Origin of the sequence: Amycolatopsis sp. NPDC051373 (genome assembly GCF_040689465.1) — a bacterium.
Classification (GTDB): Bacteria; Actinomycetota; Actinomycetes; order Mycobacteriales; family Pseudonocardiaceae; genus Amycolatopsis.
In genome coordinates this window covers 141,900-165,246 of sequence record NZ_JBFBAE010000009.1, presented here as the reverse complement: position 1 = coordinate 165,246, position 23,347 = coordinate 141,900, and the positions used below count along the sequence as shown (strand labels likewise).

At 70.0% G+C, this 23,347-nt stretch carries 24 protein-coding genes; 11 read left to right on the top strand and 13 right to left on the bottom strand.

Translation table 11 applies throughout. The annotated features are described in order from the left end of the window. Positions 1-22: 22 nt before the first annotated feature. Complete coding sequence (locus AB0383_RS18580; protein WP_364180789.1) at positions 23-502, bottom strand: MarR family transcriptional regulator; 480 nt, start codon at positions 500-502, stop codon at positions 23-25. Positions 503-612: 110 nt separating this feature from the next. Between AB0383_RS18580 and AB0383_RS18575 the strand changes: the two genes are divergently transcribed. After that, positions 613-1,173, top strand: coding sequence for a YceI family protein (locus AB0383_RS18575; RefSeq protein ID WP_364180786.1), 561 nt, complete (start codon positions 613-615; stop codon positions 1,171-1,173). A gap of 87 nt (positions 1,174-1,260) precedes the next feature. Here the strand turns inward: AB0383_RS18575 and AB0383_RS18570 are convergent, their stop codons facing one another. The 3 genes from AB0383_RS18570 to AB0383_RS18560 all read right to left on the bottom strand — a co-directional run bounded on the left by AB0383_RS18570 (position 1,261) and on the right by AB0383_RS18560 (position 3,164). After that, entirely contained in the window at positions 1,261-2,145 is an 885-nt protein-coding gene (locus AB0383_RS18570; RefSeq protein ID WP_364180784.1) for a TIGR03620 family F420-dependent LLM class oxidoreductase, read from the bottom strand. Between the two features lie 67 nt (positions 2,146-2,212). Further along, positions 2,213-2,527: a metalloregulator ArsR/SmtB family transcription factor gene (locus AB0383_RS18565; RefSeq protein ID WP_354881496.1), complete on the bottom strand. Its 315-nt coding sequence runs from the start codon at positions 2,525-2,527 to the stop codon at positions 2,213-2,215. A 43-nt stretch (positions 2,528-2,570) separates the two neighbouring features. After that, positions 2,571-3,164 carry a TetR/AcrR family transcriptional regulator gene (locus tag AB0383_RS18560; protein WP_364180781.1) on the bottom strand — a complete coding sequence of 198 codons (594 nt, stop codon included), beginning with the start codon at positions 3,162-3,164 and terminating at the stop codon, positions 2,571-2,573. Between the two features lie 85 nt (positions 3,165-3,249). Here AB0383_RS18560 and AB0383_RS18555 point away from each other — a divergent pair, with 85 nt between their 5' ends. Continuing rightward, entirely contained in the window at positions 3,250-4,020 is a 771-nt protein-coding gene (locus tag AB0383_RS18555; RefSeq protein ID WP_364180778.1) for an SDR family oxidoreductase, read from the top strand. Position 4,021: 1 nt separating this feature from the next. On the opposite strand, the gene AB0383_RS18550 is transcribed toward AB0383_RS18555, so the two are convergent. The 3 genes from AB0383_RS18550 to AB0383_RS18540 form a co-directional block, all read right to left on the bottom strand. Then, complete coding sequence (locus AB0383_RS18550) at positions 4,022-4,573, bottom strand: hypothetical protein (RefSeq protein ID WP_364180775.1); 552 nt, start codon at positions 4,571-4,573, stop codon at positions 4,022-4,024. Between the two features lie 71 nt (positions 4,574-4,644). Beyond that, the gene (locus tag AB0383_RS18545) at positions 4,645-6,195 is read right to left on the bottom strand and encodes an alpha/beta hydrolase (RefSeq protein ID WP_366187981.1); all 1,551 of its coding nucleotides are present in this window, start codon (positions 6,193-6,195) and stop codon (positions 4,645-4,647) included. A gap of 14 nt (positions 6,196-6,209) precedes the next feature. Then, complete coding sequence (locus AB0383_RS18540) at positions 6,210-6,509, bottom strand: hypothetical protein (protein WP_364180771.1); 300 nt, start codon at positions 6,507-6,509, stop codon at positions 6,210-6,212. Positions 6,510-6,868: 359 nt separating this feature from the next. On the opposite strand from AB0383_RS18540, the gene AB0383_RS18535 reads away from it, so the two are divergent. The 4 genes from AB0383_RS18535 to AB0383_RS18520 all read left to right on the top strand — a co-directional run bounded on the left by AB0383_RS18535 (position 6,869) and on the right by AB0383_RS18520 (position 12,822). Continuing rightward, positions 6,869-8,269, top strand: coding sequence for a sugar porter family MFS transporter (locus AB0383_RS18535; RefSeq protein ID WP_366187980.1), 1,401 nt, complete (start codon positions 6,869-6,871; stop codon positions 8,267-8,269). 163 nt (positions 8,270-8,432) lie between these two features. Next, positions 8,433-8,843 carry a DUF742 domain-containing protein gene (locus tag AB0383_RS18530; protein WP_364180765.1) on the top strand — a complete coding sequence of 137 codons (411 nt, stop codon included), beginning with the start codon at positions 8,433-8,435 and terminating at the stop codon, positions 8,841-8,843. Positions 8,844-8,865: 22 nt separating this feature from the next. Next, the gene (locus AB0383_RS18525; RefSeq protein WP_366187979.1) at positions 8,866-10,077 is read left to right on the top strand and encodes a monodechloroaminopyrrolnitrin synthase PrnB family protein; all 1,212 of its coding nucleotides are present in this window, start codon (positions 8,866-8,868) and stop codon (positions 10,075-10,077) included. Between the two features lie 117 nt (positions 10,078-10,194). Next, positions 10,195-12,822: a PKD domain-containing protein gene (locus AB0383_RS18520; protein ID WP_366187978.1), complete on the top strand. Its 2,628-nt coding sequence runs from the start codon at positions 10,195-10,197 to the stop codon at positions 12,820-12,822. A 340-nt stretch (positions 12,823-13,162) separates the two neighbouring features. Here the strand turns inward: AB0383_RS18520 and AB0383_RS18515 are convergent, their stop codons facing one another. The 4 genes from AB0383_RS18515 to AB0383_RS18500 form a co-directional block, all read right to left on the bottom strand. Beyond that, positions 13,163-14,017: a hypothetical protein gene (locus AB0383_RS18515; RefSeq protein ID WP_366187977.1), complete on the bottom strand. Its 855-nt coding sequence runs from the start codon at positions 14,015-14,017 to the stop codon at positions 13,163-13,165. 173 nt (positions 14,018-14,190) lie between these two features. After that, complete coding sequence (gene dinB / locus AB0383_RS18510; protein WP_364180754.1) at positions 14,191-15,387, bottom strand: DNA polymerase IV; 1,197 nt, start codon at positions 15,385-15,387, stop codon at positions 14,191-14,193. A 56-nt stretch (positions 15,388-15,443) separates the two neighbouring features. Further along, a complete protein-coding gene (locus AB0383_RS18505; RefSeq protein ID WP_366187976.1) occupies positions 15,444-16,439 on the bottom strand; it encodes a HEAT repeat domain-containing protein in 996 nt (331 codons plus the stop codon). Beyond that, positions 16,426-17,112, bottom strand: a complete 687-nt coding sequence (locus AB0383_RS18500; RefSeq protein WP_366187975.1) for a HEAT repeat domain-containing protein — start codon at positions 17,110-17,112, stop codon at positions 16,426-16,428. The genes AB0383_RS18505 and AB0383_RS18500 overlap by 14 nt, the downstream gene beginning before the upstream one ends. 102 nt (positions 17,113-17,214) lie before the next feature. On the opposite strand from AB0383_RS18500, the gene AB0383_RS18495 reads away from it, so the two are divergent. Then, positions 17,215-17,586, top strand: coding sequence for a hypothetical protein (locus tag AB0383_RS18495; RefSeq protein ID WP_366187974.1), 372 nt, complete (start codon positions 17,215-17,217; stop codon positions 17,584-17,586). Between the two features lie 9 nt (positions 17,587-17,595). On the opposite strand, the gene AB0383_RS18490 is transcribed toward AB0383_RS18495, so the two are convergent. Continuing rightward, positions 17,596-18,156, bottom strand: coding sequence for a helix-turn-helix domain-containing protein (locus AB0383_RS18490; RefSeq protein ID WP_364180743.1), 561 nt, complete (start codon positions 18,154-18,156; stop codon positions 17,596-17,598). A gap of 68 nt (positions 18,157-18,224) precedes the next feature. Between AB0383_RS18490 and AB0383_RS18485 the strand changes: the two genes are divergently transcribed. From AB0383_RS18485 to AB0383_RS18475, 3 genes are all read left to right on the top strand, one after another. Continuing rightward, positions 18,225-18,527, top strand: coding sequence for a hypothetical protein (locus AB0383_RS18485; RefSeq protein ID WP_366187973.1), 303 nt, complete (start codon positions 18,225-18,227; stop codon positions 18,525-18,527). A gap of 103 nt (positions 18,528-18,630) precedes the next feature. After that, positions 18,631-18,981: a hypothetical protein gene (locus AB0383_RS18480; RefSeq protein WP_366187972.1), complete on the top strand. Its 351-nt coding sequence runs from the start codon at positions 18,631-18,633 to the stop codon at positions 18,979-18,981. Between the two features lie 82 nt (positions 18,982-19,063). Beyond that, positions 19,064-19,705: an HAD family hydrolase gene (locus AB0383_RS18475; RefSeq protein WP_366187971.1), complete on the top strand. Its 642-nt coding sequence runs from the start codon at positions 19,064-19,066 to the stop codon at positions 19,703-19,705. A gap of 3 nt (positions 19,706-19,708) precedes the next feature. On the opposite strand, the gene AB0383_RS18470 is transcribed toward AB0383_RS18475, so the two are convergent. After that, positions 19,709-21,196 carry a serine/threonine-protein kinase gene (locus AB0383_RS18470; protein ID WP_364180737.1) on the bottom strand — a complete coding sequence of 496 codons (1,488 nt, stop codon included), beginning with the start codon at positions 21,194-21,196 and terminating at the stop codon, positions 19,709-19,711. Positions 21,197-21,369: 173 nt separating this feature from the next. On the opposite strand from AB0383_RS18470, the gene AB0383_RS18465 reads away from it, so the two are divergent. Further along, positions 21,370-22,572, top strand: coding sequence for an MFS transporter (locus AB0383_RS18465; RefSeq protein WP_364180734.1), 1,203 nt, complete (start codon positions 21,370-21,372; stop codon positions 22,570-22,572). The last annotated feature ends 775 nt before the right edge of the window (positions 22,573-23,347 follow it).

The following is a 23,347-nucleotide window of genomic DNA, read 5'->3' as shown; positions in this document are numbered from 1 at the left end:
ACTTTCGTCGAAGGGTTGCAGGTCACTCGGGGCACGGCTGGGCGCCGTCCGGCTCCAGCGCCGCGGCCACCCGCGCGAGGATCGGGCCCGCGCCGCGGATCTCGTCGGGGGTCAGGTGGTCGAACAGGTGCGACCGTACGCGCGCGAGGTGCCCTGGGTAGGCCCCCGCGAGTTTCGACCGACCCGATTCGGTGAGCGACGCGTTGGCCGCGCGGCCGTCACTCTCGCACTTGACCTTCTCCACCAGACCGCGCTTGACCAGGCTGTCGACGACGCGGCTGATGCGGCTGAGCGAGAGCGCCGTGGCCTTGGCCAGGTCGGACAGCCGCAGCCACCCCTCCTCGGCCTCGGACAGGGACACGAGCACGGTGTAGTCGGTCATCGAGATGCCGGTCTCGTTCACGAAATGGTCTTCCAGCACGCGCGGCAACACGGTGATGATCCGCGTCAACGGCCGCCACACGGCCTCTTCTTCCCTGCTCAACGGCACTCTGTCCACCATATGGGCAGTCTACCGGAATACTTGCTCGCGCAATCAGGTTATGTGGGCTAGAGTCTTGTTGAGCCCTCAACCAAGCGGTTGGGGGAGCGAACCCCGAAGGAAGAGATCTCATGACCAGCGCGACCACCACTTACCCCCAGCTGACCGGCGAGTACACGATCGACGCCGCCCACAGCCGCATCGGCTTCGTCGCCCGCCACGCGATGGTGACGAAGGTCCGCGGCGCGTTCAACGAGTTCGACGGCAGCTTCACCGTCGACGGTGAGAACCCGGCGAACTCGAGCGCCAAGGTCACCATCCAGGCGCACAGCATCGACACCCGCAACGCCGACCGCGACGGTCACATCCGCAGCAACGACTTCCTCTCGATGGACGAGTACCCGCAGATCACCTTCGTGTCCACCGGGATCACCCAGACCGGCGACACCAGCTTCGACGTGACCGGCGACCTCACCATCAAGGGCGTTGCCAAGTCCATCACCATCCCCTTCGAGTTCGAGGGTTCGGCGAAGGACCCGTTCGGCAACGACCGCGTGGGCTTCGAGGGCTCCACCACGATCTCCCGCAAGGACTACGGCATCACCTGGAACGCCGCGCTCGAGACCGGCGGCGTGCTGGTGTCCGACAAGGTCACCCTCGAGTTCGAGGTCTCGGCGATCAAGAGCGCCTGAACCTCACCTCAGGCCCCGGGTAACCGGGTCGCGCAAGGCCGGCTCACCGACTTCGGTCGATGAGCCGGCCTGTCGGCGTTTGTGGGGTCAGTCGTCCGACAGCAGGGCTTCGCCGAGACGGCGCCAGTGCGGCATCGCCGACTTGCCCGGCGGGGTGCCGATGACCTGGATCCCGACGTGGTCCGCGCCCGCCATGAGGTGGCCTCGGAGCTTCTCCACGACGGTGTCGGCGTCGCCCCAGAAGACGAGCGCGTCGATGAGGCGGTCGGAGCCGCCGTTCGAGATTTCGGCTTCGGTGTAGCCGAGGCGGCGGAACTTGGCGACGTTGTACGTCGACGTCAGGTAGCGCGCGAGGTGGTCCCGCGCGGTGGCGCGGGCGAGAACCGGGTCGGGTTCGAAGAGGACGGCGTGCTCGACACCCAGGAAGGCGTCCGGGCCGAGGATCTCGCGTGCCTGGGCGGTGTGGTCGACGGTGACGTGGTAGGCGTGGGCGCCGGAAGCGCGGTCGCGGGCCAGTTGCAGCATCTTGGGTCCGTAGGCGGCCAGGATACGGCGAATCGGCGACGCGGGAGCGGGGTTCGGGCTCTGCACCGCGTCCATCTCGTCCAGGTACGCGGCCATGGCGGCCAGCGGTTTGACCTCGGAACGAGCGCCGCCGTAACCGAGGCCGAGGACGTGGCGGCCGGGGTAGGCGTCGGCGAGCAGGTGGGCAGCGCCTTGCGTCCAGCGGGCCTCGCGAGACCAGATCTGCGCGATGCCGTTGACGACGTGCATCCGCTGGGTCGCAGCGAGCAGGAAACCCGCGTGCGTCAGGGCTTCGCGGCCCAGCAGCTCCGGTACCCAGATCGCGCGCCAGCCCTGGTCTTCCAGCTCCTGCACCGAGTCCCGGATGAAACCAGCGGGCTGGTGTTCGAAGTCGAACGTCCAGATCCCGAACTTCCCCAGCCCGTCTACAGCATCTCCTCGAGTCACACATCGAAGTATCGCAGAATTACGATATGAAGTGCAACCAAGAAGGCGCCCAGCCAGAAACAGAGACCTACAACGTCTGCCCCAGCACCGAAACCAGCGAGGCGATCCGCTCTTCGTCGCGCCGGTAGTGCGTCCACTTCCCCACCCGTGTGGACCGCACCAGGCCCGCACGCTCCAGCTCCGCGAGGTACGCCGACACCGTCGACTGCGCCAAGCCCGCCTTCGCCTGGATGTGGCTCACGCAGACGCCGACATCGAGCACCCCGCCGTCGAGCGGGAAGTGCTGCGCGGGCTCGCGCAGCCACGCGAGCAGCTGCAGCCGCACGGGGTTGGCCAGCGCGCGCAACGCCCGGACGACCTCGGGGTCCGCGACTGTTTCCACACGGCAAGGATACCGCGCACGTTTCGCGGTATCCCGATCCGACCTAGCTCCGCCGCAGGTTCTCGATCGCCACGTCCAGCGCGGCTTCCAGGTGTGCCGACGATCCCGTGGACAGCAGCATCATCACCCCACCCTGCAGCCCGGCCAGCAGCGCCGAAGCCGCACGCGAAGGGTCGACCGACGGCCCCACCTCGCCGGCCGCCTGCAGGTGGCGGATCCCGGCCGCGAGCTCGGCGAGCCAGCGCTCCATCAGCTGCGTCGACACCGCCTGCGCGCCCGGGGTGTTGCGGCCGAGCTGCGACATCACGACGTTGAGCGGGCAGAGCTGCCCCTGCTCGGTGTAGTGCGCCACCACGGTGTCGCGCCACGACTGCCACGCGTCCCACGTGTGCAGTGCGCCGAGGTAGGGCTGCTGCGAACCGAGCACGCGCTCGGCCTCGAACTCCGCGACGGCCAGCAGCAGCCGCTCCTTGCCCTCGGGAAAGTAGTGGAACAGCTGGCTTTTGCTGGTGCCGGTGCGTGCACGGACGTCGTCGAGCGTGGTGTCGAACACGCCGCGCTCGCGGATCTCCGCGGCGGCACCCTCGACGATGCGCTGCCGGGTCGCGGCACCCTTGGCGGTGAGTGTCTGGGTCACGAGCGCACCTTTCTGGACTTGCCAGTCCATTTTAGCGCGGGCACGGTTGAACCCGCCAGTCCATTCCACGAAAGGAAGATCCACCGTGACCTCACGTTTCGAAGGCCGCACCGCGCTCGTCACCGGGTCGACGGGCGGGATCGGCGTCGCCATCGCGCGCGCGTTCGCCGCCGAGGGCGCCCACGTGCTGGTGAGCGGCCGTGACGCCGAACGCGGCGAGAAGGTGACCGCCGGCATCGCCGAAGAAGGCGGCCGCGCCACGTTCCTGCGCGCCGACCTCACCACCGGCGCGGCCGTGCGCGAGCTCGCCGAAGCCGCCGAACGGGCAGCCGGCGGCGCGCTCGACATCCTCGTCAACAACGCCGCCTTGCTGATCTTCCCGTCGCCGACCACGGATCTGGCCGAAGAACTCATCGACGCCGCGCTCGCCGTGAACATCAAGGCGCCGATGCTGCTCACCGGCCTGCTCGCGCCGGGCATGGCCGCGCGCGGCAGCGGCGCGATCGTGAACCTCGGCTCCATCAACGGTCTCGACGGCATGGCCGGCTCCGCCCTCTACAGCACCACCAAGGCCGCCGTGCACTCGCTGACCAAGTCGTGGGCCGCCGAGTACGGGCCGTCGGGCGTGCGCGTCAACACCGTCGCGCCCGGGCCCACGTTCACCGAGCGCATCGCCGGGTCCGACGAGGCCTTGGAGCGCGTGCAACCGATGCTCGCGACCATCCCGTCGCGGCGCGCGAGCACGCCGGAGGAGATCGCGAACGCCGTGCTGTTCCTGGCGGGCGACGACGCGCTGAACATCCACGGCACCACGCTCAGCGTCGACGGCGGCTATTCGGCCGTGCGGTCGGCCTGAGTCAGAAGGCCGTGCCGCCGTCCGACCAGTTCGTCTCGCCGAAGTCCTCGTCGTCCACCGCCGCACGACGAGGACGCGGCTGCGGTTTCGGAGCCGGCTCGGGCTCGGGCGCCGAGGCCACAGCGGTTTCCGCGGGCTCCCCCGCGGCTTCCGGTACTCCGTTCGGCCACACGCACGGCGAGGTCGCCCCGAGGTACAGCTTGCCGAGCTCGTTGGCCTGGATCGACATGTCGAAGCTGTCGGAAGCGTTGCGCACGAACACGTATTGGTCGGTCGGCCGCCGATCGGTGACGACGGTGAAGCCGTGCGCCCGCCACCAGGTGACGACGGCGTCGAAGTGCTCGCCGAACGCCGCCACCTGCACGCCGGTGATCTCGTACGTCACCGAGATCTCGAAGCGCCCCCGCGGGCCGTCGTCGGTCGGGTCCGTGCACTCGGACCGGTTCTGCGAGAACAAGGTGCGCGACGCCGTGCCCGGCAACGCCTCGAACGCGGCGCGCACATAGTCCTCGACGCGGTCGTGGGCTTGTTTCTCGGTCATCGTGGTTTCCATGGCCCCACCTCCGGGGGAGCAGGCGACACAGGTCAGCAGGACGGTCAGCGCGGCGATCGCGCGGCAGGCCCTCACCCCGGTTTCCCCGCGATGATGCGGCCGAAGCTGCGCAGCGAGGGGTTGTTGTCCTCCCAGTACTGGCTGTGCGCCGCACCGGAAAGCCCGCCCTCGTACCACGGGCCCTTGGTACCGGGCGCGGAGTCGAAGACCTGGCCGCCGAAGCCCGAGCCCGCCGGGTTCGGCCCCAGCGGGTCGTGGCCGGCGACACCGACGTTGGTGATCTTGATCATGTCGTGCTCGGCGACGGTGGAGTGCACGTGCTGCGCCACCTGGTCCTGCGGCACGCCGTCGAGGTGCAGCTGGTTCGCGTGGTCGACGCCGACGCCCGGGCTCGCGACGAACACGAGCTCATCCGCGTCGAGGCCACCGTCGCGCGCGGCGTGGCCGACGACCGTGGTGCCGTAGCTGTGCCCGAGCACGGTGTTGTGCGAAGGCGCTCCGTCGTGCGAGGCGCGCAGGCCTTCCTCGAACTTCGAGAGGTCGGCTTTTCCGTGGTCCGCATCGCTTTCGCCGGCCGCGTCCCACAGTTCGTCCGGCGCGTCGTAGCCGACCCACGTGATCACGGACGGCGAGGGCGAGCCCGCCATCGTCGCCGAATGCCACATCTTGTCCGAACGTCCGAGGTCGCCGCCGATCTTCGAGAGCTCGCTGCCGGTGCCGGGCACGTACGTGGCGACATCCGTTGCGGTGTCGGGGTTTCCCGCGGCGACCACGGCTTTGCCGTCGCCGCTGGTGTCGAGCTGGACCAGGTACGCCTGCGGCTTGCCGGGGCCGGTGCCGTTGAGCCGGTTGTCGATGTCGGTGAGCCCACGCAGCTTCGCCTTCGCGCCGTCGCTCGGATCGTTGCGCAGCCGGGTCATTTCCCGTTGCAGGACAAGGCGGTTGGCGGCGTCACGGTCTTTGACGGGGATACCGTCGAGGTTGCGCACGAGGTCCGGGTTGTCGCGCAGGATCGTGCCCTGCGAGGTGGTCGAGAGGCTGTCCCACCACGCGCGGTTGTCGCCGGGCGTGCCGCCCTGCGGCGGGCCGATAGTGGACAGGCCGCTCTGCGCGGCGCCGGCGTCGGCCGCTTGCGCAAGCGTTGTGGCGCCCTGGTCGGTGATCTCGCCGCGCGCTGCGCGCGTGAGGATGGCCGCGAAATCGGCGTCGACGTCGGTGGCCTGGCGCAGGATCTGCTCGATCCGGTCGGACAGCTCGACGCGGACGCGCTCGTCGGGCGCCGCTCCCGGGCCAGGCACGGTGGTGACCCAGCCGCTGTCGTCGATGGCGAACCCGTTGTGCGAAGCCAAATCGTCGGTGTCGCGGACGTCGGCGGTGATGCGTTCGACCGCCAGCTGCGTCTCGTGCGCGCCGCGCCGCACGGCCGAGGCCTCGGCGACGAGCTGTTCGAGCCGCGTGGTCAACGCGGTGCCGCGAGCCCGCGCGGCCGTCGCGGCGTCGCCGGTCCAGCCGTCGAGGCGCGTCATGCCTTCGACGTCGCCGTCGGCGGCCAGGAGCTGCTCGCAGCGTTGGTTCAGCAGATCGGCCACCGTGCCGATCGCCCCGGCGTTCCAGCTCCGCACAACGCCCCAGGTGATCACCGGCCCGCCCCGTTCACGTCGTCCGCGGCCTGCTGCTCGGCGCCGCGGTAACCGCGCGCGGCGTCGTCGAGCTGTTCGCCGTATGCGTCCGTGTCGGTCGCCCACTGCGGCACGGCCTCGTGCCAGACATCGCTCAGCTGCGCCGCCGCGGTCACGCTCGTGCCACCAGGCATTCCGGCCGGAATCCCACTGAGCGGGCCGGCCAGGTCCACCGGACGCACGGTCGCGGCCGCGCGGTGGGCGTGGCCCGCCGCTTCGCTCACCGTCGCCGGAACGACTTCGAACCCCGCACCCATGCGTACCTCGTCTTCCCCAGGTGACCAGACGACACCGTACGACGATCGACGTATGCGCGCGGTTCCGAGACGACACCGGAAATCCGGATTGTCTGTACCACCGCGCCTGACCTGGGCACTCTTGCCCTTATCGCGTCCACATATGTGAACGCCAGTCACGTGACTGAATAGTTATCAGCCGGTGTATTGCCCACGGATGGGCCGCGTGTGACTGTGTACGGCGAAGTTCGTCGGAACGCGTCCGGCGCCCAGCCAGGAAAAAACCGGCTATTCGAGACCCACCATGCTCGGCCGAACGGCGCTGGTCCCCACCGGCGAGCCGGACCGGCCGGCCAGCACCGGAAAGAGACGGCTCGGTTATGACACAAACTGCCGCGGCGCGGCGGCCCATCAACAGGACCACGTTGTACTTCTTCGGTGCCCTCGGCGGCATCCTGTTCGGTTACGACCTCGGTGTCATTTCGGGTGTGCTGCCGTTCATCGGCAAGACCTGGAACCTGACCGGGTGGGACAAGGGCGTGATCACCGCCAGCCTGTCGGTCGGCGCGATCGTCGGTGCCCTCTTCTCCTCGCGGATGAACGAGAAACTGGGCCGGCGTCGCACGATCATGGTGGCCGCGGTCATCGTCATCATCGGCACGATCGCGGCGAGCGTCTCGCCGAGCTTCGCGCTGCTGATCATCTCGCGGCTCGTGATCGGCGTCGGCATCGGATTTTCCTCGTCCACGGTGCCGACCTACCTGTCCGAGCTGGCCCCGGCCCGCCAGCGCGGCGCCATGGGCGCGCTGAACCAGATCTTCATCGTGCTCGGCATCCTGATCGCGTTCCTCGTGAGCTACGGCCTCGGCCCGTCCGGCAACTGGCGGCTGATGTTCGCCGGTGCCGTCGTGCCGGCCGTGATCCTGCTCGTGGGCCTGATCTTCCTGCCCGAGACGCCGCGGTGGCTGCTCGCCAACGGCCAGGAGGAGCAGGCGCGCTCGGTGCTCAAGAGCTCGCACGGCAACTCGGTGAACGTCGACGAGGAGATCAGCACCATCCGCGAGGTCATCCGCCTCGACACGGAATCGGCCAAGACGCGCTTCCGCGACCTGTGGGCGCCGATGGTGCGCCCGATGCTGATCGTGGCTCTGCTGCTCGCCGTCGGCCAGCAGTTCAGCGGTGTCAACGCGGTCAACGCGTACTTCCCGACGATGCTGATCGGCCTCGGCTTCGCCACGCAGGCGGCGCTGCTGTCCGGTGTGCTGCTGGGTGTCACGAAGTTCCTGTTCACCGCGTGGGTGGTGTTCGTCGTCGACCGCTGGGGCCGCAAGCCGCTGCTGCTGATCGGCAACGTGCTCATGGTCCTCACGCTCGTCGCGGCCGGGTTCATCGTGATCGAGGTGGACGACGTGACCACCAAGGGCATCCTGATGCTCGTCGCGATGGTGCTCTACCTGGTGGGCTACGAGCTCGGCTGGGGCGCGGTCGTGTGGGTCATGATGGCCGAGGTCTTCCCGCTCAAGGTCCGTGCGGCGGGCATGGGCATCAGCAGTGTGGTGCTGTGGGCCGCCACCGGCATCATCAGCGCGATCTTCCCGATCATCTCCGATCCGGGAGCGCTCGGGCTCGGCGGTTCGATGTTCCTGTTCGCGGGCATCAACGTCGTGCTGTTCGGTCTCACCAAGTGGCTGGTCCCCGAGACCAAGGGCCGCACGCTCGAGCAGATCGAGCTCGACCTGCGCGGGCGCCACAAGGCGCGCGCCAAGGCCGAAGCGGCCTGATCACCTCCGCCCGGACAGCCGGGGTGCGGCATTCACGCCGCACCCCGGCTGCCGTCGTTTTCAGGTCCACGTCAGGTCCACTTCGGACAGAATTTGTCGCGCGGAGTTGGCACAGCGGTGATCACGGTGCTGTACTGCCACCAGAGCGCGAGGAGGTGGCGGCATGACCGAGCCGGACGGGACACCGGGCCGGCACCGCGTGTCCGATCCCGCCGAAGGCGCCGGCGAACCCGACGACCTGCCGCTCGTGCGGCCGTACGCGCGCACCCGCACGCCCGTGCACGTCAGCCACGACCTCGCGCTTGAGACACTGGTCTCGACCACCGAGCTGGGCCGCCGGCTGAGCCGCCTGCTGCGGGAGCCCTACGGCAGCGCGTGCGAGCTGTGCGTGTCCACGGTGTCGGTCGCCGAGCTGTCGGCGTACCTCAACCTCTCGATCGGCACCGCGCGCGAACTCGTGGAGGAACTGCTCAACGAGGAGCTGCTCTACGCCCACCCGCCGGTCGGCGCGTACGACGCCCAGGCCCGCACGCAGGCGCTCGCCCGCATGCTCGGCGGGCTCGACCGGCTGTAGCACCGCGGATATCCTCGGCGCGGTGACGTCTTCCGTGGCCCGGTTCGACCGGTGGATCAGGAACGAGTTCGTCGAGTACAACACCGCGCTGGAAGAGGCGTACTTCGCCGAGCGGCGCGAGGTCCTCGACGGCCGTCCCGAGCTGGACGAGCTCAAGCGCGCCATCGTCGCCGAGGGCCACCACCTGATCGGCCGCATCCTCGACGAGGGCGCGCTACCCGTGGTAGAGCGGGAGAAGTACCAACTTCTCGGAATGGTGGGCTACCACCTCGCTGCCTGCCGGAGGCACGAATCGGTTGCGCCGGGTGCCGAGGATCTGTCGTCCGCCTGGTCGCTGGCATCGTTGCTCGGGTCCTCGCTGGGCGTGGCGCCGCGGTTCGTTTTCGCGCACCAGGCGATGTACAACCCGGCCAGTGGCGGACAGTTCCAGACCTTCACCTCGCTCGAAGACGAGGCTGTTTTTCTGACCGGCAACGGGCTGGCGGTCTTCGCTTACCAACGCGCGGCCGAGGCCGTTCGGCGGGTTGTTCCGATCGGGGTGTCGAGCCCGCTTTCGGCGTATTTGCTCGAGACGGCGCGGACGGCACTGGAAGACGTGCTGCAGTTCAACCGGACGCTGTCGAAGACGTTGGACGTGGAGCGGTTCTTCTTCAACGTGCGGCCGTATTTCAAAACCTATCGTGTGGGCAATGCCGAATACCGTGGCGCGAACGCCGGCGACTTCTCCGCGATCAACGAGCTCGACGTCCTGCTGGGACTGGCGACCACGCGGGATCCCTTCTACCAGAACGTGGTGGTGGAGAAGTATCCGTACCTGACCCCCGGCGACCAGGCGCGACTGCGGGCGATCGGCGACGAGGAATCACTGCTCACGCGATTCCTGAGGGAAGCCGAGAGCTCGCCCAACCCGCAGCTGAGCCGCAACGCGGAACTGTTTCTCGCCGTGTGCCGCGCCCATGGTGCCGCGTACACCTACCACCACCACAAGCTCGTTTTGCCGTTCCTCGTCGAACCCGCGAAAACGGCGCCACCGGAACGGATTTCGGAGCTCACCGCGAGCGGTCCGCCGTTGGAGGTCGTGGTTTCCGGTCTTTCGTACTTGGCGGATCTGCGTTCGGCCCGCGACCGGCCCGGAAAACCGTCGGCTCGAAAAGACCTCGACCGGCTCCGGGAACTGGTTTCGTCCGCAACCGGTGACGGCCACCCTGCGTCACTCACCGCATCGGCCGAGTAACTCCGCGGGTCCGGCGGCGACTTTCCCACCGTTGATTCCGATCGACGAAAGGGAAGTGAAGCCTTGAGACCGAGAATGTGGGCCGGCGCCGCAACGCTGGCCGTGACGGCTCTTGCCATGAGTGCGATACCGGCCGCGGCCGTGACCGGGAACCTGCCGGGCGGAACGAGCATCGCGGTCACCGTGACCGCGCCGGCCGAGGACACCGTGATCCCCCAGGGACCCGCGACTGTCACCGGCACCGCGTCGGTGGGTACCGGCGCGGCGGTGAAGGACACCGGGCTCACCTACGTGCTCGACGTGTCCGGCAGCACCGGCTCCGGCTGCGCGAACACCACCGTGCTGGGCTGCGAGATCGCGGCGGCCAAGGCCCTCAACAACGACGCGGCGGCCCCGAACACCGTGATCGGCAGCGTCGGCGCGGCCGTGTTCGGCAGCGGCGGCGAGGCGGCCGACGTGCGTCCCGCGGCCGGCGACCAGCCCCTGACCACCCCGACCGCCGACGACAACGGCAACGGCGCCCGGGACATCAACGAGGTGCTCGACTCGGCCGTGATCGGCGGCGTCGGCAAGTTCACCGCGAAGAGCTTCCCGAGCGGCACGGACTACGTCGCCGGGATCAACGCCGCGAAGACCGTGACGAACGCGCAGACCGAGAACCGCAAGGTCGTGGTCTTCCTCTCCGACGGCATCGCGGGCGGTGACGTGCGGCCGCCGCTGAGCTCGGTGCCCGCGAGCGTCACGTACTACACGTTCGCCGTCGGCGCGGGTGCGAGCTGCGCCGGGACCTCGTACCCGGCGAGCCTGCAGGCCATCGCCGACCTCACCGGCGGCACCTGCACCGCCGTGCCCGACCCCGCGAACCTGCCCAACGTGCTCCCGGGCGTGATCGACTCGCAGCTCAGCGCACTGACGCTGTCGGTGGACGGCGGCGGCGCGACCCCTGTGACGAACGTGAATCCCGGGCTGCCCCGCACGGGTCCGGCGGCCGTCACGTACTCCGTGGCCACCGGCGACCTCGCGCCGGGGCGCCACGAGCTGTGCGTGACCGCGCACGGCACCGACGGCGGCGGACCGGGCACCGTGGCCGACTGCACGCACGTGATCGTGAACGCGCCGCCGGTCGTCGCTCCGGGCGGTCCGTACGCGGGTCAGGAGGGCACGGCGATCTCGCTGGCCGGCACGGTCACCGATCCGGACGGGCCTGCCGGCACGCGGCACTGGAGCGTCGCGCCGGGCTCGGGCGTCGACGCCGGTGCGACGTGCTCCTTCGGCGACGCGGCAGCGCTGAGCACCACCGTGACGTGTGACGACGACGGGGTGTGGACCCTCACGCTGACCGCCGACGACGGCGTGAACCCACCGGTCTCGCGCACGACGAACCTGACCGTGTCGAACGTGGCCCCGCACGTGAGCGTCACCGCGCCGGCCACGGACGCGGTGTTCAACCACGGGACGGCGGTGGCGGTGACCGCGCTGTTTACCGACGTCGGCGAGCACGACACGCACACGTGCACCGTCGACTACGCGGACGGTTCGCCGCTCGTGACGGGTTCGGTCTCGGAGGCCCCCGGCTCGGGCACATGCACGGCTTCGCACGCGTACACGGTTTCGGGCACGTACAACGTGCTGGCGCGCGTGACCGACGACGACGGTGGTGCGGCGACCGCGATCGTGCGGATCATCGTGAACGATCCGCCGGTGGTGGTGGCCGGTGGCCCGTACGCGGGCCAGGAGGGCACGGCGGTTTCGCTGGCCGGTTCGGTGTCCGATCCGGACGGTCCCACGCTCGCCACGCACTGGAGCGCGGCGCCGCAGTCCGGTGTGGACAGTGGGACTTCCTGTGTCTTCGGGGATCCCGCCGCGTTGTCCACTATGGTGACCTGTGACGACGACGGCGTGTGGACGCTGACGCTCTCGGCCGACGACAGCCTGCACCCGACCGTGCTGAAGACGACCACGCTGACGCTGACGAACGTCGCGCCGCACGTGAGCATCTCGTCGCCGCCCGACGGGCAGCTCGTGCTGCGCAACCCCTCCATCGGCGTCACCGCGCCGTTCACCGACATCGGCCGGCACGACACGCACACCTGCACGGTCGACTTCGGTGACGGTTCGCCGGTGGCCACGGGCGCCGTTGCCGAGACGCCGGGTTCGGGCACCTGCACCGCTTCGCACGCCTTCACCGGCGTCGGCGCGCACAATGTGCTGGTCACCGTGACCGACGACGACGGTGGCGCGGCCACCGCCGTGGTCAAGATCGTGTCGTACGTGCGGGCCGAGGCGTGGTCGCTCAGCGCGAGCGGCTTGATCAACGTCGGCAAGACGCCGCTCGCCGGCTGCCCGCCGAACAGCGACCACACCACGGCTTCGCTGAACGTGCTCGGGCTGGCCTCCGTCCAGGCCGTTCACGCCGACTGCACCCTCGACGCGGCCACCGGCCGCACCGACGCGGGCGCCCTCGTCTCGGGCGCGTCGCTGCTGGGTGGGGTGATCTTGCTGAAGGACATCCAGACGTCCTGCGTCGCCGACGAGACCGGCCTGCACGGGTCTTCCCGCGTGGGCACGCTCAACGGCCAGCCGATCGGGGCCGGGCCGGTCACCATCGGCATCCCCGGCGTGGCGACCGTGCACCTCAACGAGACGGTCACCGGACCGAACGGCCAGCTCGCGCAGTACGCCGTGCGCGTGGTGACGCTGCTCGGCCAGGAGATCGTGCTGTCGGGCTGCCGGATGGGCTTCTGACGGCGAGGGTTCCGGGGATCGATGGTGGTCCCCGGAACCCGTTCGGCTCTTGCCGGTTGCCTGAACCACCCAGGTTCAGGACTTCGGCAGCGGGCTGAACGGTGCCCGGCTTGCGTGAAGACGTGCGTCCCGGAACTCATTCGAGTGCGTGTGACGAGGGAAATGGGACCGGGGATGAATTGTTATCCCGGCAGGCTGGACAGACCGCGTGGAAAATGGCTTGTCGACCCGATCGGGTGAGTAAGGAAAAAAGTCCACCGGCGCATTAGGCGAGGAGGCAGAGAACGTGAATCGGCCCGGCACCCGTCAAGAGGGCGCCGGGCCGGTTCGCGGGGAACGGTCAGCAGCTGATGAGCAGGCTGGTGACGGCGTGGCAGGAGCGCGACGCCTTGTCGTTGGCTGCGTTGGGGTCCGTCGGGGAGCTCGCCTGGCGCTGGGCCGTGGTGGTGAGCGTGCCGAGGGTCAGGAGGCCGGCGCGGGCCGTGAAGCTCGCCTTGGCCGAGGTGCCCGAGGGCAGCGACGCGATGTTGCAGTTGACCGTGCGGCCGGAAGCCGTGCAGTTGGAAGACTTCGAGTACTGCAGGCCGTTGGCCAGCGTCGCCTGGAGCTTGACGCCGGTAGCGGTGGCGGGGCCGGCGTTCTTGGCGGTGATCGTGTACGTGATCTCCGAGCTGAGGACGCCCGCGGGAGCGGCGCTCAGCGACACGGCGATGTCGGCGGAGTCGGTGGCCGGGGTGATGGTGATGGCCGGGCCGTCGAGGGTTTCGAAGGCGAAGTTGTCGCCCACGAACTGGTCCTGCAGGGTGACCGAGCCGGTCGGGGCGGTGTCCTTGACCTTGAGGGTGAAGATGACCGTGGCACTCTGGCTCGGCGCGAGGTCGCCGACGGTCGCGCGGAGGCTGCTGCCGAGCACGCCGCAAGCGACGTTGCAGGACACCACGTCGGCGACGTCGGTGATCGGCGTCTCCTTGCCGTACAGCGCGGCCTTGGCGCCGGTGACGACGAAGTCCTGCGTGTTGTACAGCGTCTCGGTGACCGTGAAGGTCTCACCGCGCTGCAGGCTCGTGGGGCTCACGTCGATCGCGCTGCTGGGCGGGGCCGCGAGCGCCGCGCCGGGCGCCACGAACAGCATCGCGGCGGAGGCCGCCACCACCGAGAGAATGGTGATACCACGCCGACGTCTTTGCTTGTCCATGCTTTCTCACTATTTCGTCCGAGGGGTACCGCTCTGGCATTTTCGGAAAGACTCGGGAAAACGTAGCTGCCCCTCCGTCGCCCGAGGCCCTTCGTTCGTTACAGGGCCATTCAGAGCATCCGCCGCTGATCCACAGTGAGTTTTTCACCTGATGCACCCGCGACCGGTGGAGATCAATCGGGCAGCAGCGGCACCGACATCCCCGGGTCGTGCCCCAGCAACGACCCCCGCGTGATCGCCGCGCTCCCGAACCGGTCGCGGATCCCGTCGACGGCCGAATCCACCGCGACCCCGTCCTCGATCTCGAACGGCAGCACGAGCTGCACCGACCCGTGCGGCGTCAGGTTCGAGAACGAGATCCCCAGCAGCGTGAGCCCGCGGTCGTAGACCAGCGATTGGGCCTCCACCAACAACTTCCGCGCCGCGGCCAGCAACGTCTCGGTGTGATCAGTGGCCTCGACCAGCGTCCGCGACCGCGTGGCCCGCGTGAAGTCGGCGAACCGCATGCGCAGCACCACCGTGCGCGTGAGCCGCGACGCCGACCGCAGCCGCCGCGCCAGGCGGTCCACAATGGACACCAGAAGTTCGTCCAGCTCCGCCATCGTCCGCCGCCGGCGCCCCAACGCCCGCTGCGAACCCATGGACCGCCGGCGTCGCCCGACCTGCACCGGACGCGGATCCAGACCGTGCGACAGCGCGTGGAGGTGGTGCCCGGCTCCCCGCCCGAGCATCGAAACCAGGTCCACCTCCGGCAGTTGCGCCACCTGCCGCACGGTGCGGATCCCGCGTGAGCGCAGCTTTTCCGACGTCACCTTCCCCACGCCCCACAGCCGCTCCACCGGCAGCGGGTGCAGGAACTCCAGCTCCCCGTCGGGCGGCACGACCAGCAACCCGTCCGGCTTCGCCACCGCGCTGGCCACCTTCGCGAGGAACTTCGTGCGCGCCACCCCCACCGTGATCGGCAGCCCGACGCGCGCCAGCACCTCGGCCCGCAGCCGCCGCGCGATCTCCGACGGACTCCCCGCGATGCGCCGCAGCCCGCCCACGTCGAGGAACGCCTCGTCGATCGACAGCCCCTCCACGACCGGCGTGGTGTCGCGGAAGACCTCGAACACGGCCTTGCTCGCCGCACTGTACGCCGCCATCCGGGGCGGCACCACCACCGCGTGCGGGCACAGCCGCAGAGCCTGCGCACCGCCCATGGCCGTGCGCACGCCCAACCTCTTCGCCTCGTAACTCGCCGCCAGCACCACCCCGCCCCCGACGATCACGGGCCGGCCGCGCAGGCGCGGATCGTCGCGCTGCTCGACCGACGCGTAGAACGCGTCGAGGTCGGCGTGGAGGATGGGGCCTTCAGTCGACACGAACACATGTTCGCATCGAACACCGACAAAAACGGTCCCCTTGTCACCTGAACGGCCCAATATCAGCCGTCAGACCGCCGCATTCGCGCGAGAGCCGAGGCGACGAGGGCGACGGCCGGGTCGCCGTCCTGGGTCAGCCGCTGGAGGAGATCTTCGGCCGCCGGGAGCTCGGCGAGCGCCTGCGTCAACCGGATCCGCACGGCCGAATCCGACGGGTGGGCGGCGAGCTCGTCGGCCAGCGCGGCCTTGATCGGGCCGGCGCACGAGGCGGCCAGCGACAGCGCGCCCAGGACCTCGGCCGCCTCGACGTCGTTGGGCCCGTCCACCACCATGGCGACGAGCGTCGGCACGGCCTCGGGAAAACCGCGGCCGCCCAACGCCAGAGCCGCCCGCGTCCGCACCGTCGGGTCCGAGTCCCCGAGCGCTTCACGAAGCACCGCCGTCGCGTCCTCCCCCGGCAGCGAGGCGATCGCCCGGACCGCGCGCCGCCGGACTTCGACGTCGTCGGAACGCACGCCCGCCGCCAGGCTCGCCAGCCCGTCGCCACCGGCGCGCGCGAGCGCCCACCGCAGGGCACCCGCGACGTTCTGGTCGGGTTCGGCGAGCACCGCCTCCGCCAGCAGCTCCGGCGGCACCTCCTCCGCCGGGGCCAGCGCGGCCTGCTGCCGGCGCGCGGCATCCGGCGAGTCGAGCCCGTGCAGCAGCTCGACCAGGCGCAGCACGTCCTGCCAGCCCGGCGGCGCCGACGCGTCGACCCGGCGCAGCCGCTCCAGCAGCTCCTGCTCGCGCTTCAGCCGGTCTTCCGTCCGCCGGATCAGCTCACCGACCAATGTGGACGGTGCAAACGCCGGATCCTCCAGCGCCCGGCCGATCTCTCGCAGCGACAACCCCAGCGACCGCAGGCTTTCCACGTGGAAGATCCGCCGGATGTCCTCGGCGGAGTACTCGCGGTAGCCACCGACGGTACGGCCGGTGGGACGCACCAGCCCGAGGGTGTCGTAGTGCCGGAGCATCCGGGCACTCACCCCCGAGCGGCGCGCCACCTCACCGATCAGCACCGGCCACCTCCGCCGCACGTTCCGGTCCGAGCGCGGCGATCCGCTTCGCCTCGTCGACGGCCGGGTCGAACGCCGCCTCTGGGTCGCGCAGCAGCCGCTCCGTCGCGCGGGCGTGCGCCCGCACCACGGGGTCGGCACTCGCCAGCGCCGTCAGCAGCATCGGCTCGATCACGTCCCCGAGCGCGACGAGCGCCCGGCTCAGGCTCAGCTTCACGTTCCGGTCCCCGCGTCCGAGCTGCGCTGCCAGCTCCTCGGCCAGCGCGGGCTTTTCCACCTCGGGCACGAGCACGACGGCCGCCCGCCACGCACTCCGCGCGACCTCGTCGTCGGCGTCGCGCAGCAGCGACCACGTGATCTCGGGCCAGACTCTCCCGTCGCCGATCTTGGACAGCGTGTGCAGCGCCTGGCTCCGGGCCTGCGCACCGTCGGACCGCAGCTCCCCGACGAGCGTGGGCACGGTGAGCTCCGCCGGCAGCCGGGTCAACGCCCACGTGAGCATGTCGCGCACGAAGAAATCCGGCTCCACCGCGCACCGCGCCACGAGCGTCTCGAGGAGCCCAGGGTCGGCGTCCGTGCCGGCCGCAAGCGCCGCCTGCAGCCGCACCGACGAGTTACCGGCGCTGAGTGCTTCGAGCAGGTTGGGGTTCTTGTGTGGCGTGTTGATCGGGACCACCTCCTGCGACCCAGTGAAGACCTTGTCACGATGTCAAGGTCAAGTTCGGCGCGCGACTTCACCACCGGGACCAGTCCCCCCAAGCCGAGCTACCGTGCGCGCATGCCGAGGATTCGGGCCCACCGATCCGCGATCTTCGCGGCCATCGGCCTCGCGTGCGCACTCGGCCTCGGCGCGTGCCGACAGCCGGCGCCCGCGAACGACGATCCCACCGACGTTCGCTGGCTCGCGGTCGGCGACTGCATCGGCGGCGTCACCGTCAACGAGAAGATGGCCACCGGCCACCCGAGGATCGTCGACTGCGCCGACCCCGACGCCAAGCTCCGCGTCGACGCCGAGGTCGCCCCGGGAACCCAGTGCAACGCGCTCGACTACACCTTCTCCGCCACCGACGACAAGGACGCCCCGACGGTCTTCTGTCTCACCGATGAGCTGAAGGCACCGCTACCGACCACCCCGCTGACCCTGCCGTGACCCGGCCGCTCAGCCGCGGAAGCGCAGCCCGTCCAGCAGCAGGTCGAGCAGCCGCCCGGCTTGCTCGCGTTGCGAAGGCTCGCCTGCCGCCAGGGCGATGCCGCTGAGTCCGATGAGGACGTCGTCCACGAGGACGTCGCCGCGGAGGGTGCCGGCGGCGATCAGCGGGGAGACCAGCTGCTCGATGGTCGAGTTCAGGCGGTCGCGGCTGTGGGCGTAGGGGTTGCCGCCGGAGGCGATGACGGCGCGCAGGGCGTCGGACATGCCGATCTTCGTGGTCATGTAGTCCACGAAGCGGTCCATCCACGTGCGCAACGCCTCGTAGTGCGGCAGCTCCTGCAGCAGCGCGGGGCCGGCGTCGCACAGCTGGTCCAGCTCATTGCGGTACGCGGCCTCGATCAAGGCCTCGCGCGTCGGAAAGTGGCGGTACAACGTGCCGATGCCGACGCCGGCGTCCTTGGCGATCGCGTCGAGCGTGGCGTCGAGGCCCTTCTCGGAGAACAGCCGCACCGCGGACGCGAGCAGGAGGTCGCGGTTGCGCCGCGCGTCCGCGCGCAGTGGCTTGGTCACCTCTCACCCCTTCCGTCTCGTCAACTCAAGCATACTTGCGAGCGGAGGATCCTCCGGTTAATGTCCGCGTGATCGTCACCGAGGCCGGGCACCGCACCGCCGACGCGATCACAGCGGCCACGGGCAACGCGGCGGTCGACGTCAAGCACCTCGAGCTGGCCGATCGCGATTCCGTCGCCAAGCTGGCGAGCGACTGGCAGGGCCCGCTCCACATCCTCGTGAACAACGCCGGCGTGATGGCCGAACCGCTCAATCGCACGCCGGAAGGCGGGAGCACCAGTTCGCCATCAATCACCTCGGCCACTTCGGCCTCGCGCTCGGCCTGCACGACGCCCTCGCCCGAGCCGGCGACGCGCGCATCGTGTCCGTGAGCTCCAGTGCCCACCTGCGCTCGGGCATCGTCTTCGACGACGTCCACTTCGAGCGCCGCGAGTACGACCCTGGTCCGCCTACGGCCAGTCGAAGTCCGCGAACGTGCTCTTCGCCGTCGAGGCCACGCGGCGCTGGGCCGCCGACGGGATCACCACCAACGCCCTCATGCCCGGCGGCATCCGCACCAACCTGCAGCGCCACCAGGCGGCCGACCCCGAGTTCGCCGAGATCGCCAGGACCTACGCGTGGAAGACCACCGAGCAGGGCGCGTCGACCTCGGTGCTGCTCGCGGCGTCTCCCCTGCTGGACGGCGTCGGCGGCCGTTACTTCGAGGACAACAACGAAGCCGAGCCCCACCTCCCCCCGTCACGCGACGGCGTCGCGGCCCACGCGCTCGACCCCGAAGCCGCGACGCTGCTGTGGGAGGTCTCGCTGGAGCTGCTCGCGCGCTGACCCGACGGTCGGCCTGCGCCGCTCGGGTCGTTCGGGCCGGATCAGCGTGCGGGTGCGCGCGATGTCTGCTTAGGGTCGTTCGGTGCGGCTCGTGCTGTTCGACCTCGACAACACCCTCGTCGACCGGGCGGAGGGGTTCCGGCGCTGGGTTTGGGAGTTCTGCGCGGAACACCGCCTGACGCCCGACGACGCCGCCTGGCTCACGTCCGCCGACCAGGACGGGCTCGCCCCGCGCGACGTCTTCTTCAAGGACGTGCGCGACCGGTTCGCCCTACGGGACACTGCCGCTGAGCTGCTCGAGTCGTACCGGCAGCGGCACCCGACTTTGATCCCCGCCGCGCCGGGCGTGCTGGCCGGCCTGCCGCGGCTGCGGGCGGCGGGCTGGCGGATCGGCGTCGTGACCAACGGCAACGCCGATCAGCAGCTCGCAACTCTCCTGTGTACGGGTGTCGCGGGGCTCGTGGACGGGTGGGCGATCTCCGAGCACGAAGGCGTCGGCAAGCCGGACCGGCGGTTGTTCGAGATCGCGGCGGCACGCTGCGAGGCGCCGTTGCGCGACGGCTGGATGGTCGGCGACGGCGAGGAGACCGACGTCGCGGGCGGCCGGGCCGCGGGGCTGCACACCGTGTGGGTCGATCGGGGGCGCGCGTGGAGCGGGGACGAAAAGGCCCCGGACCACGTCGTCGCCGACGCGGCCGGGGCCATCGAACTGCTGCTGGAGTGAGCGCTACTTGCTTTCGGAGTCGATCTTCCAGACGCCGTTGTCGTTGACCATGTGGTAGGTGTGGCGCTCTGTCGTGTTGACCCTGCCGCCGTAGGTGATCTCGGCGCTGAGGGTGTCGGGCCCGATCTGCTTGACGTCGCTCGCACGAGCGGTGCGACCGCTCCAAAAACTCTGGTACCTGGCGTAGTCCTGGTCGTTGGTCGTCTTGAAGTTGTCCGTCAAGAGACCAAAGCTCGTCTTCAGGTCGCCCGGGATGAGCGTGAAGTAGTGCGTCAGCGCGGCTGCCATGTCCTGCGGTGAGCTGACCGAACTGCTGCTCGGCGACGACGGCGGGGTGCTCGGCACGGACGGCTTGCTCGGCGGCGGTGTCGTCGGAGTAGTCGGTGCCGTCGGCGGGTTCGTGGTCGGCCCCGGGGAGTTCGCGGACGACGAGTTGATCACCGGCGCCGCGCCACCGGCGGTCGGGGTCGTGCCGCTGTTGCGGTTCACCAGCACGATCACCACGACGACGACCACCACGAGCACGGCGCCGAGGCCGGCGAGGACCATCGAGCGCCGTCTTCGGTCGACGGGTGCCGGGGCGGGAGTCGTCGGAGCGACGGCCGGAGCCGGAGCAGCCGGGAGCGGCGCGGGCACCGTCAGCGGAATCGGCACCGCCGCGACGGGCGTGACGCCGCCGTCGAGCTCCCTCAGCTCGGTGAGCACCTCGGCCATCGACGGCCGGTCCTCGGGCTTGAGCTCCAGCAGCTTGAGCAGCAGCGGCTCCAGCTTCCCCGCCTGCTTCGGCGGGTTGATCGAACCGCTGGACACGCGGTACAGCAATGCGATCGCGTTGTCCGCCGTGCCGAACGGCGGCGCGCCCTCCACCGCCATGTAGAGCGTGGCGCCGAGGGCGAAGACGTCGGAAGCGAACATGGCTTCTTCGCCGCGCGCGACTTCGGGCGCGAGGAACGCGGGCGTACCGGAGATTTCGCCCGTCGCCGTCAGCGTGACGTCGCCGACCGCGCGGGAGATGCCGAAGTCGGTGACCTTGACCGTGCCGTCTTCGCCGAGCAGGACGTTGCCCGGCTTCACGTCGCGGTGGACGATGCCGGCGCGATGCGCGGCGGCGAGCACGCCGGCCAGCTGCACGGCGATGGGGATGACCTCGTCGACGGTCAGCGGACCATCGTCGTGCAGCTTCGCCGAGAGGCTGCGCGAGGGCAGGTACTCCATGATCAGCCACGGCCGGTCTTCGTACTCGACCACGTTGAACACGGAGATGGCGTTGGGATGCTGCAGGCGCGCGGCGATGCGAGCCTCGCGCATCGCGCGGCTCTTCGCCTCGGCGACCTTCTCCTCGCCCTGGTTCATCGGCATGAGGAGTTCTTTCACCGCGACGACGCGGCCGAGGATCTTGTCCTCGCCGCGCCAGACCATGCCCATGGCGCCGCTGCCGATGAGCTCGACGAGCTGGTAGCGACCGGCGATCTGCCGGCTCTCCTCGGTCAACGAAAAAACCCCTCAGTGCGACGTTCACGGACGGCGATCGCCAAGTTTTTCACGGCGCTCGCCCGGGTGTCCCTACGACCCACCGGTGGGTGCGGGGGTTGCTCCGCGTGGCCGACCCGGGACACTGTGATCATATGACCGCCGAGGCCCCGTCATTCCGAAACGTGTTAGGCGTGACCGAATTCCGGGCCCTGTGGCTCGCGCACGTGCTGTCGGTCGCCGGTGATCAACTGGCTCGCGTCGCGCTCACGGTTCTCGTGTTCGACCGTACCGAATCCGCGGGCTGGGCGGCGCTCACGTACGCGCTGACTTACCTGCCGGATCTGCTGGGCGGCGCGCTCGGCGGCCTCGCCGACCGGTTCCCGCGCCGCACGGTGCTCGTGGTGGCCGATGTGCTGCGAGCCGTGCTCGTGGCCGTGATGGCGATCCCCGGGCTGCCGTGGCCGGTCGCGGCGGCGTTGCTGGTGGTCGTGCAGCTGGCAGCGGGCCCGTTCCAGGCGGCGCGACAGGCCGTGCTGCCGGACATCCTCGGGCCGGACCGGTTGCCCGTCGGCCAGGCGATGTTGTCCTCGACCTACCAGGCGGCGCTCGTGATCGGCTTCGGCGCCGGCGCGGCGGTGGTCGCGTGGCTCGGGGTGACGGGCGCGCTGGCGGTGGACGCGGTGACGTTCGCCGTGTCGGCGCTCGCATTGCGCTGCGGGCTGCGGCCGCACCCGGTCGACGTCGTCAAGCGGGGTCCCGCGGCGGCTTCCCAGTGGGCTTCGCTCGTCGCGGGCTGCCGGCTGGTCGGGCGAGACCGGCGGCTGCGGTCGTTGCTGGCGATCGCCTGCTGCAGCGGGTTCTACGTGGTGCCCGAAGGCCTGGCCGTGCCGATCGCCGCGCAGCTCGGCGGCACGGGGGTGCTGCCGTGGCTGCTCATCGCCAACCCCGTCGGGTCACTGCTCGGCGCGGTGCTGCTGAGCCGCGTGCCGCGCGTGCGCCAGGCGCGGCTGCTGGGGCCGCTCGCGGTGGCCACCAGCCTCGTGCTGCTGCCGACGGGCTGGACCCCCGGGCTCGTCGTGATGGTGGTTTTGTGGACGTTGTCCGGAATGTTCTCCGCGCACGACTTGATCACGCAGGTGCAGTACAGCCTGGCCGCCCCGCCCGAGCAGCGTGGCCAGGTGATCGGCGTCGCGATCGCGGCGCTGCGGGCGTCGCAGGGCCTCGCCATCGCGGCCGCCGGAGCACTCACCCAGGTGCTCGCGCCCACCACCGTGGTGGCCGTCGCGGCCGTCGCCGGTGCGACGGTCGCCGCCCTCGCAGCCACGGCGTGGCTGCGCGCGGCGTGGCCCCGTCGAAGTCCTCTCGACGAGGCCACGCCACCTGCTGCGTCCTGAACCTCACGGCTCACGTCCGGTGACCGGCCCACCTCCTCGTGGTTGTCGTGGCGCTCGTGGTTCGCGTGCACAGTCGGGCTCTCTCGCGGGCAGGACTCACGTCCAGTTGTTGTCACGCATGCCTTTCACCCCCTCGTCGGGTGTTCGCCGGGCTTCGGTTCAGCAGGTCCAGTTGTTGTCGCGCACCTGGCGCTCCTCTCGGCCGGTCGGGGTTCGTCGGGGTTGTCGGGCGGGGTTCAGCAGGTCCAGTTGTTGTCGCGCACGTGCTTCTCCTCTCGGGCTCGTCGGGGTCGCCTACGGGGATCAGCGGGTCCAGTTGTTGTCACGCACCGACGTCTCCTCTCCACTCGTCACGGACGTTGACCACTCGCCTCAGCGGGTCCAGTTGTTGTCACGCACCGACGTCTCCTCTCCGCTCGTTGTGTTCGTTGGTCTGACCTCAGGACCTCAGCGGGTCCAGTTGTTGTCACGCATCGCCGAAACCTCCTTCCCTGCCGGTGCTTCGCCGGGCTCGTCGGTCACCAGTTGTTGTCACGCACGGCTCTACCCCCTTTCACCTCGGCTGATCAGCGGACTTCGGCCGTCACCAGTTGTTGTCCCGCACCGCCGGACCTCCTTTCCGCGTAGCGGTTCGCCAACAGTTCGGACTCACCAGTTGTTGTCCTGCACCGTGGACACCTCCTCCCGCAGAACGCATCGAAACACCGGAACTCTCGACCTCAAGTCGAGCTCAACGGTCCAGACCACTCAGGCGGACACCGTCCAGTTGTTGTCG

Excerpts from the sequence above, each read along its gene's own strand:
- AB0383_RS18550 (WP_364180775.1), bottom strand. The coding sequence starts at position 4,573 with ATGGAAACCACGATGACCGAGAAACAAGCCCACGACCGCGTCGAGGAC.
- AB0383_RS18575 (WP_364180786.1), top strand. The coding sequence starts at position 613 with ATGACCAGCGCGACCACCACTTACCCCCAGCTGACCGGCGAGTACACG.
- AB0383_RS18580 (WP_364180789.1), bottom strand. The coding sequence starts at position 502 with ATGGTGGACAGAGTGCCGTTGAGCAGGGAAGAAGAGGCCGTGTGGCGG.
- AB0383_RS18530 (WP_364180765.1), top strand. The coding sequence starts at position 8,433 with ATGACCGAGCCGGACGGGACACCGGGCCGGCACCGCGTGTCCGATCCC.
- AB0383_RS18515 (WP_366187977.1), bottom strand. The coding sequence starts at position 14,017 with ATGGACAAGCAAAGACGTCGGCGTGGTATCACCATTCTCTCGGTGGTG.
- AB0383_RS18495 (WP_366187974.1), top strand. The coding sequence starts at position 17,215 with ATGCCGAGGATTCGGGCCCACCGATCCGCGATCTTCGCGGCCATCGGC.
- AB0383_RS18520 (WP_366187978.1), top strand. The coding sequence starts at position 10,195 with ATGAGTGCGATACCGGCCGCGGCCGTGACCGGGAACCTGCCGGGCGGA.
- AB0383_RS18540 (WP_364180771.1), bottom strand. The coding sequence starts at position 6,509 with ATGGGTGCGGGGTTCGAAGTCGTTCCGGCGACGGTGAGCGAAGCGGCG.
- AB0383_RS18535 (WP_366187980.1), top strand. The coding sequence starts at position 6,869 with ATGACACAAACTGCCGCGGCGCGGCGGCCCATCAACAGGACCACGTTG.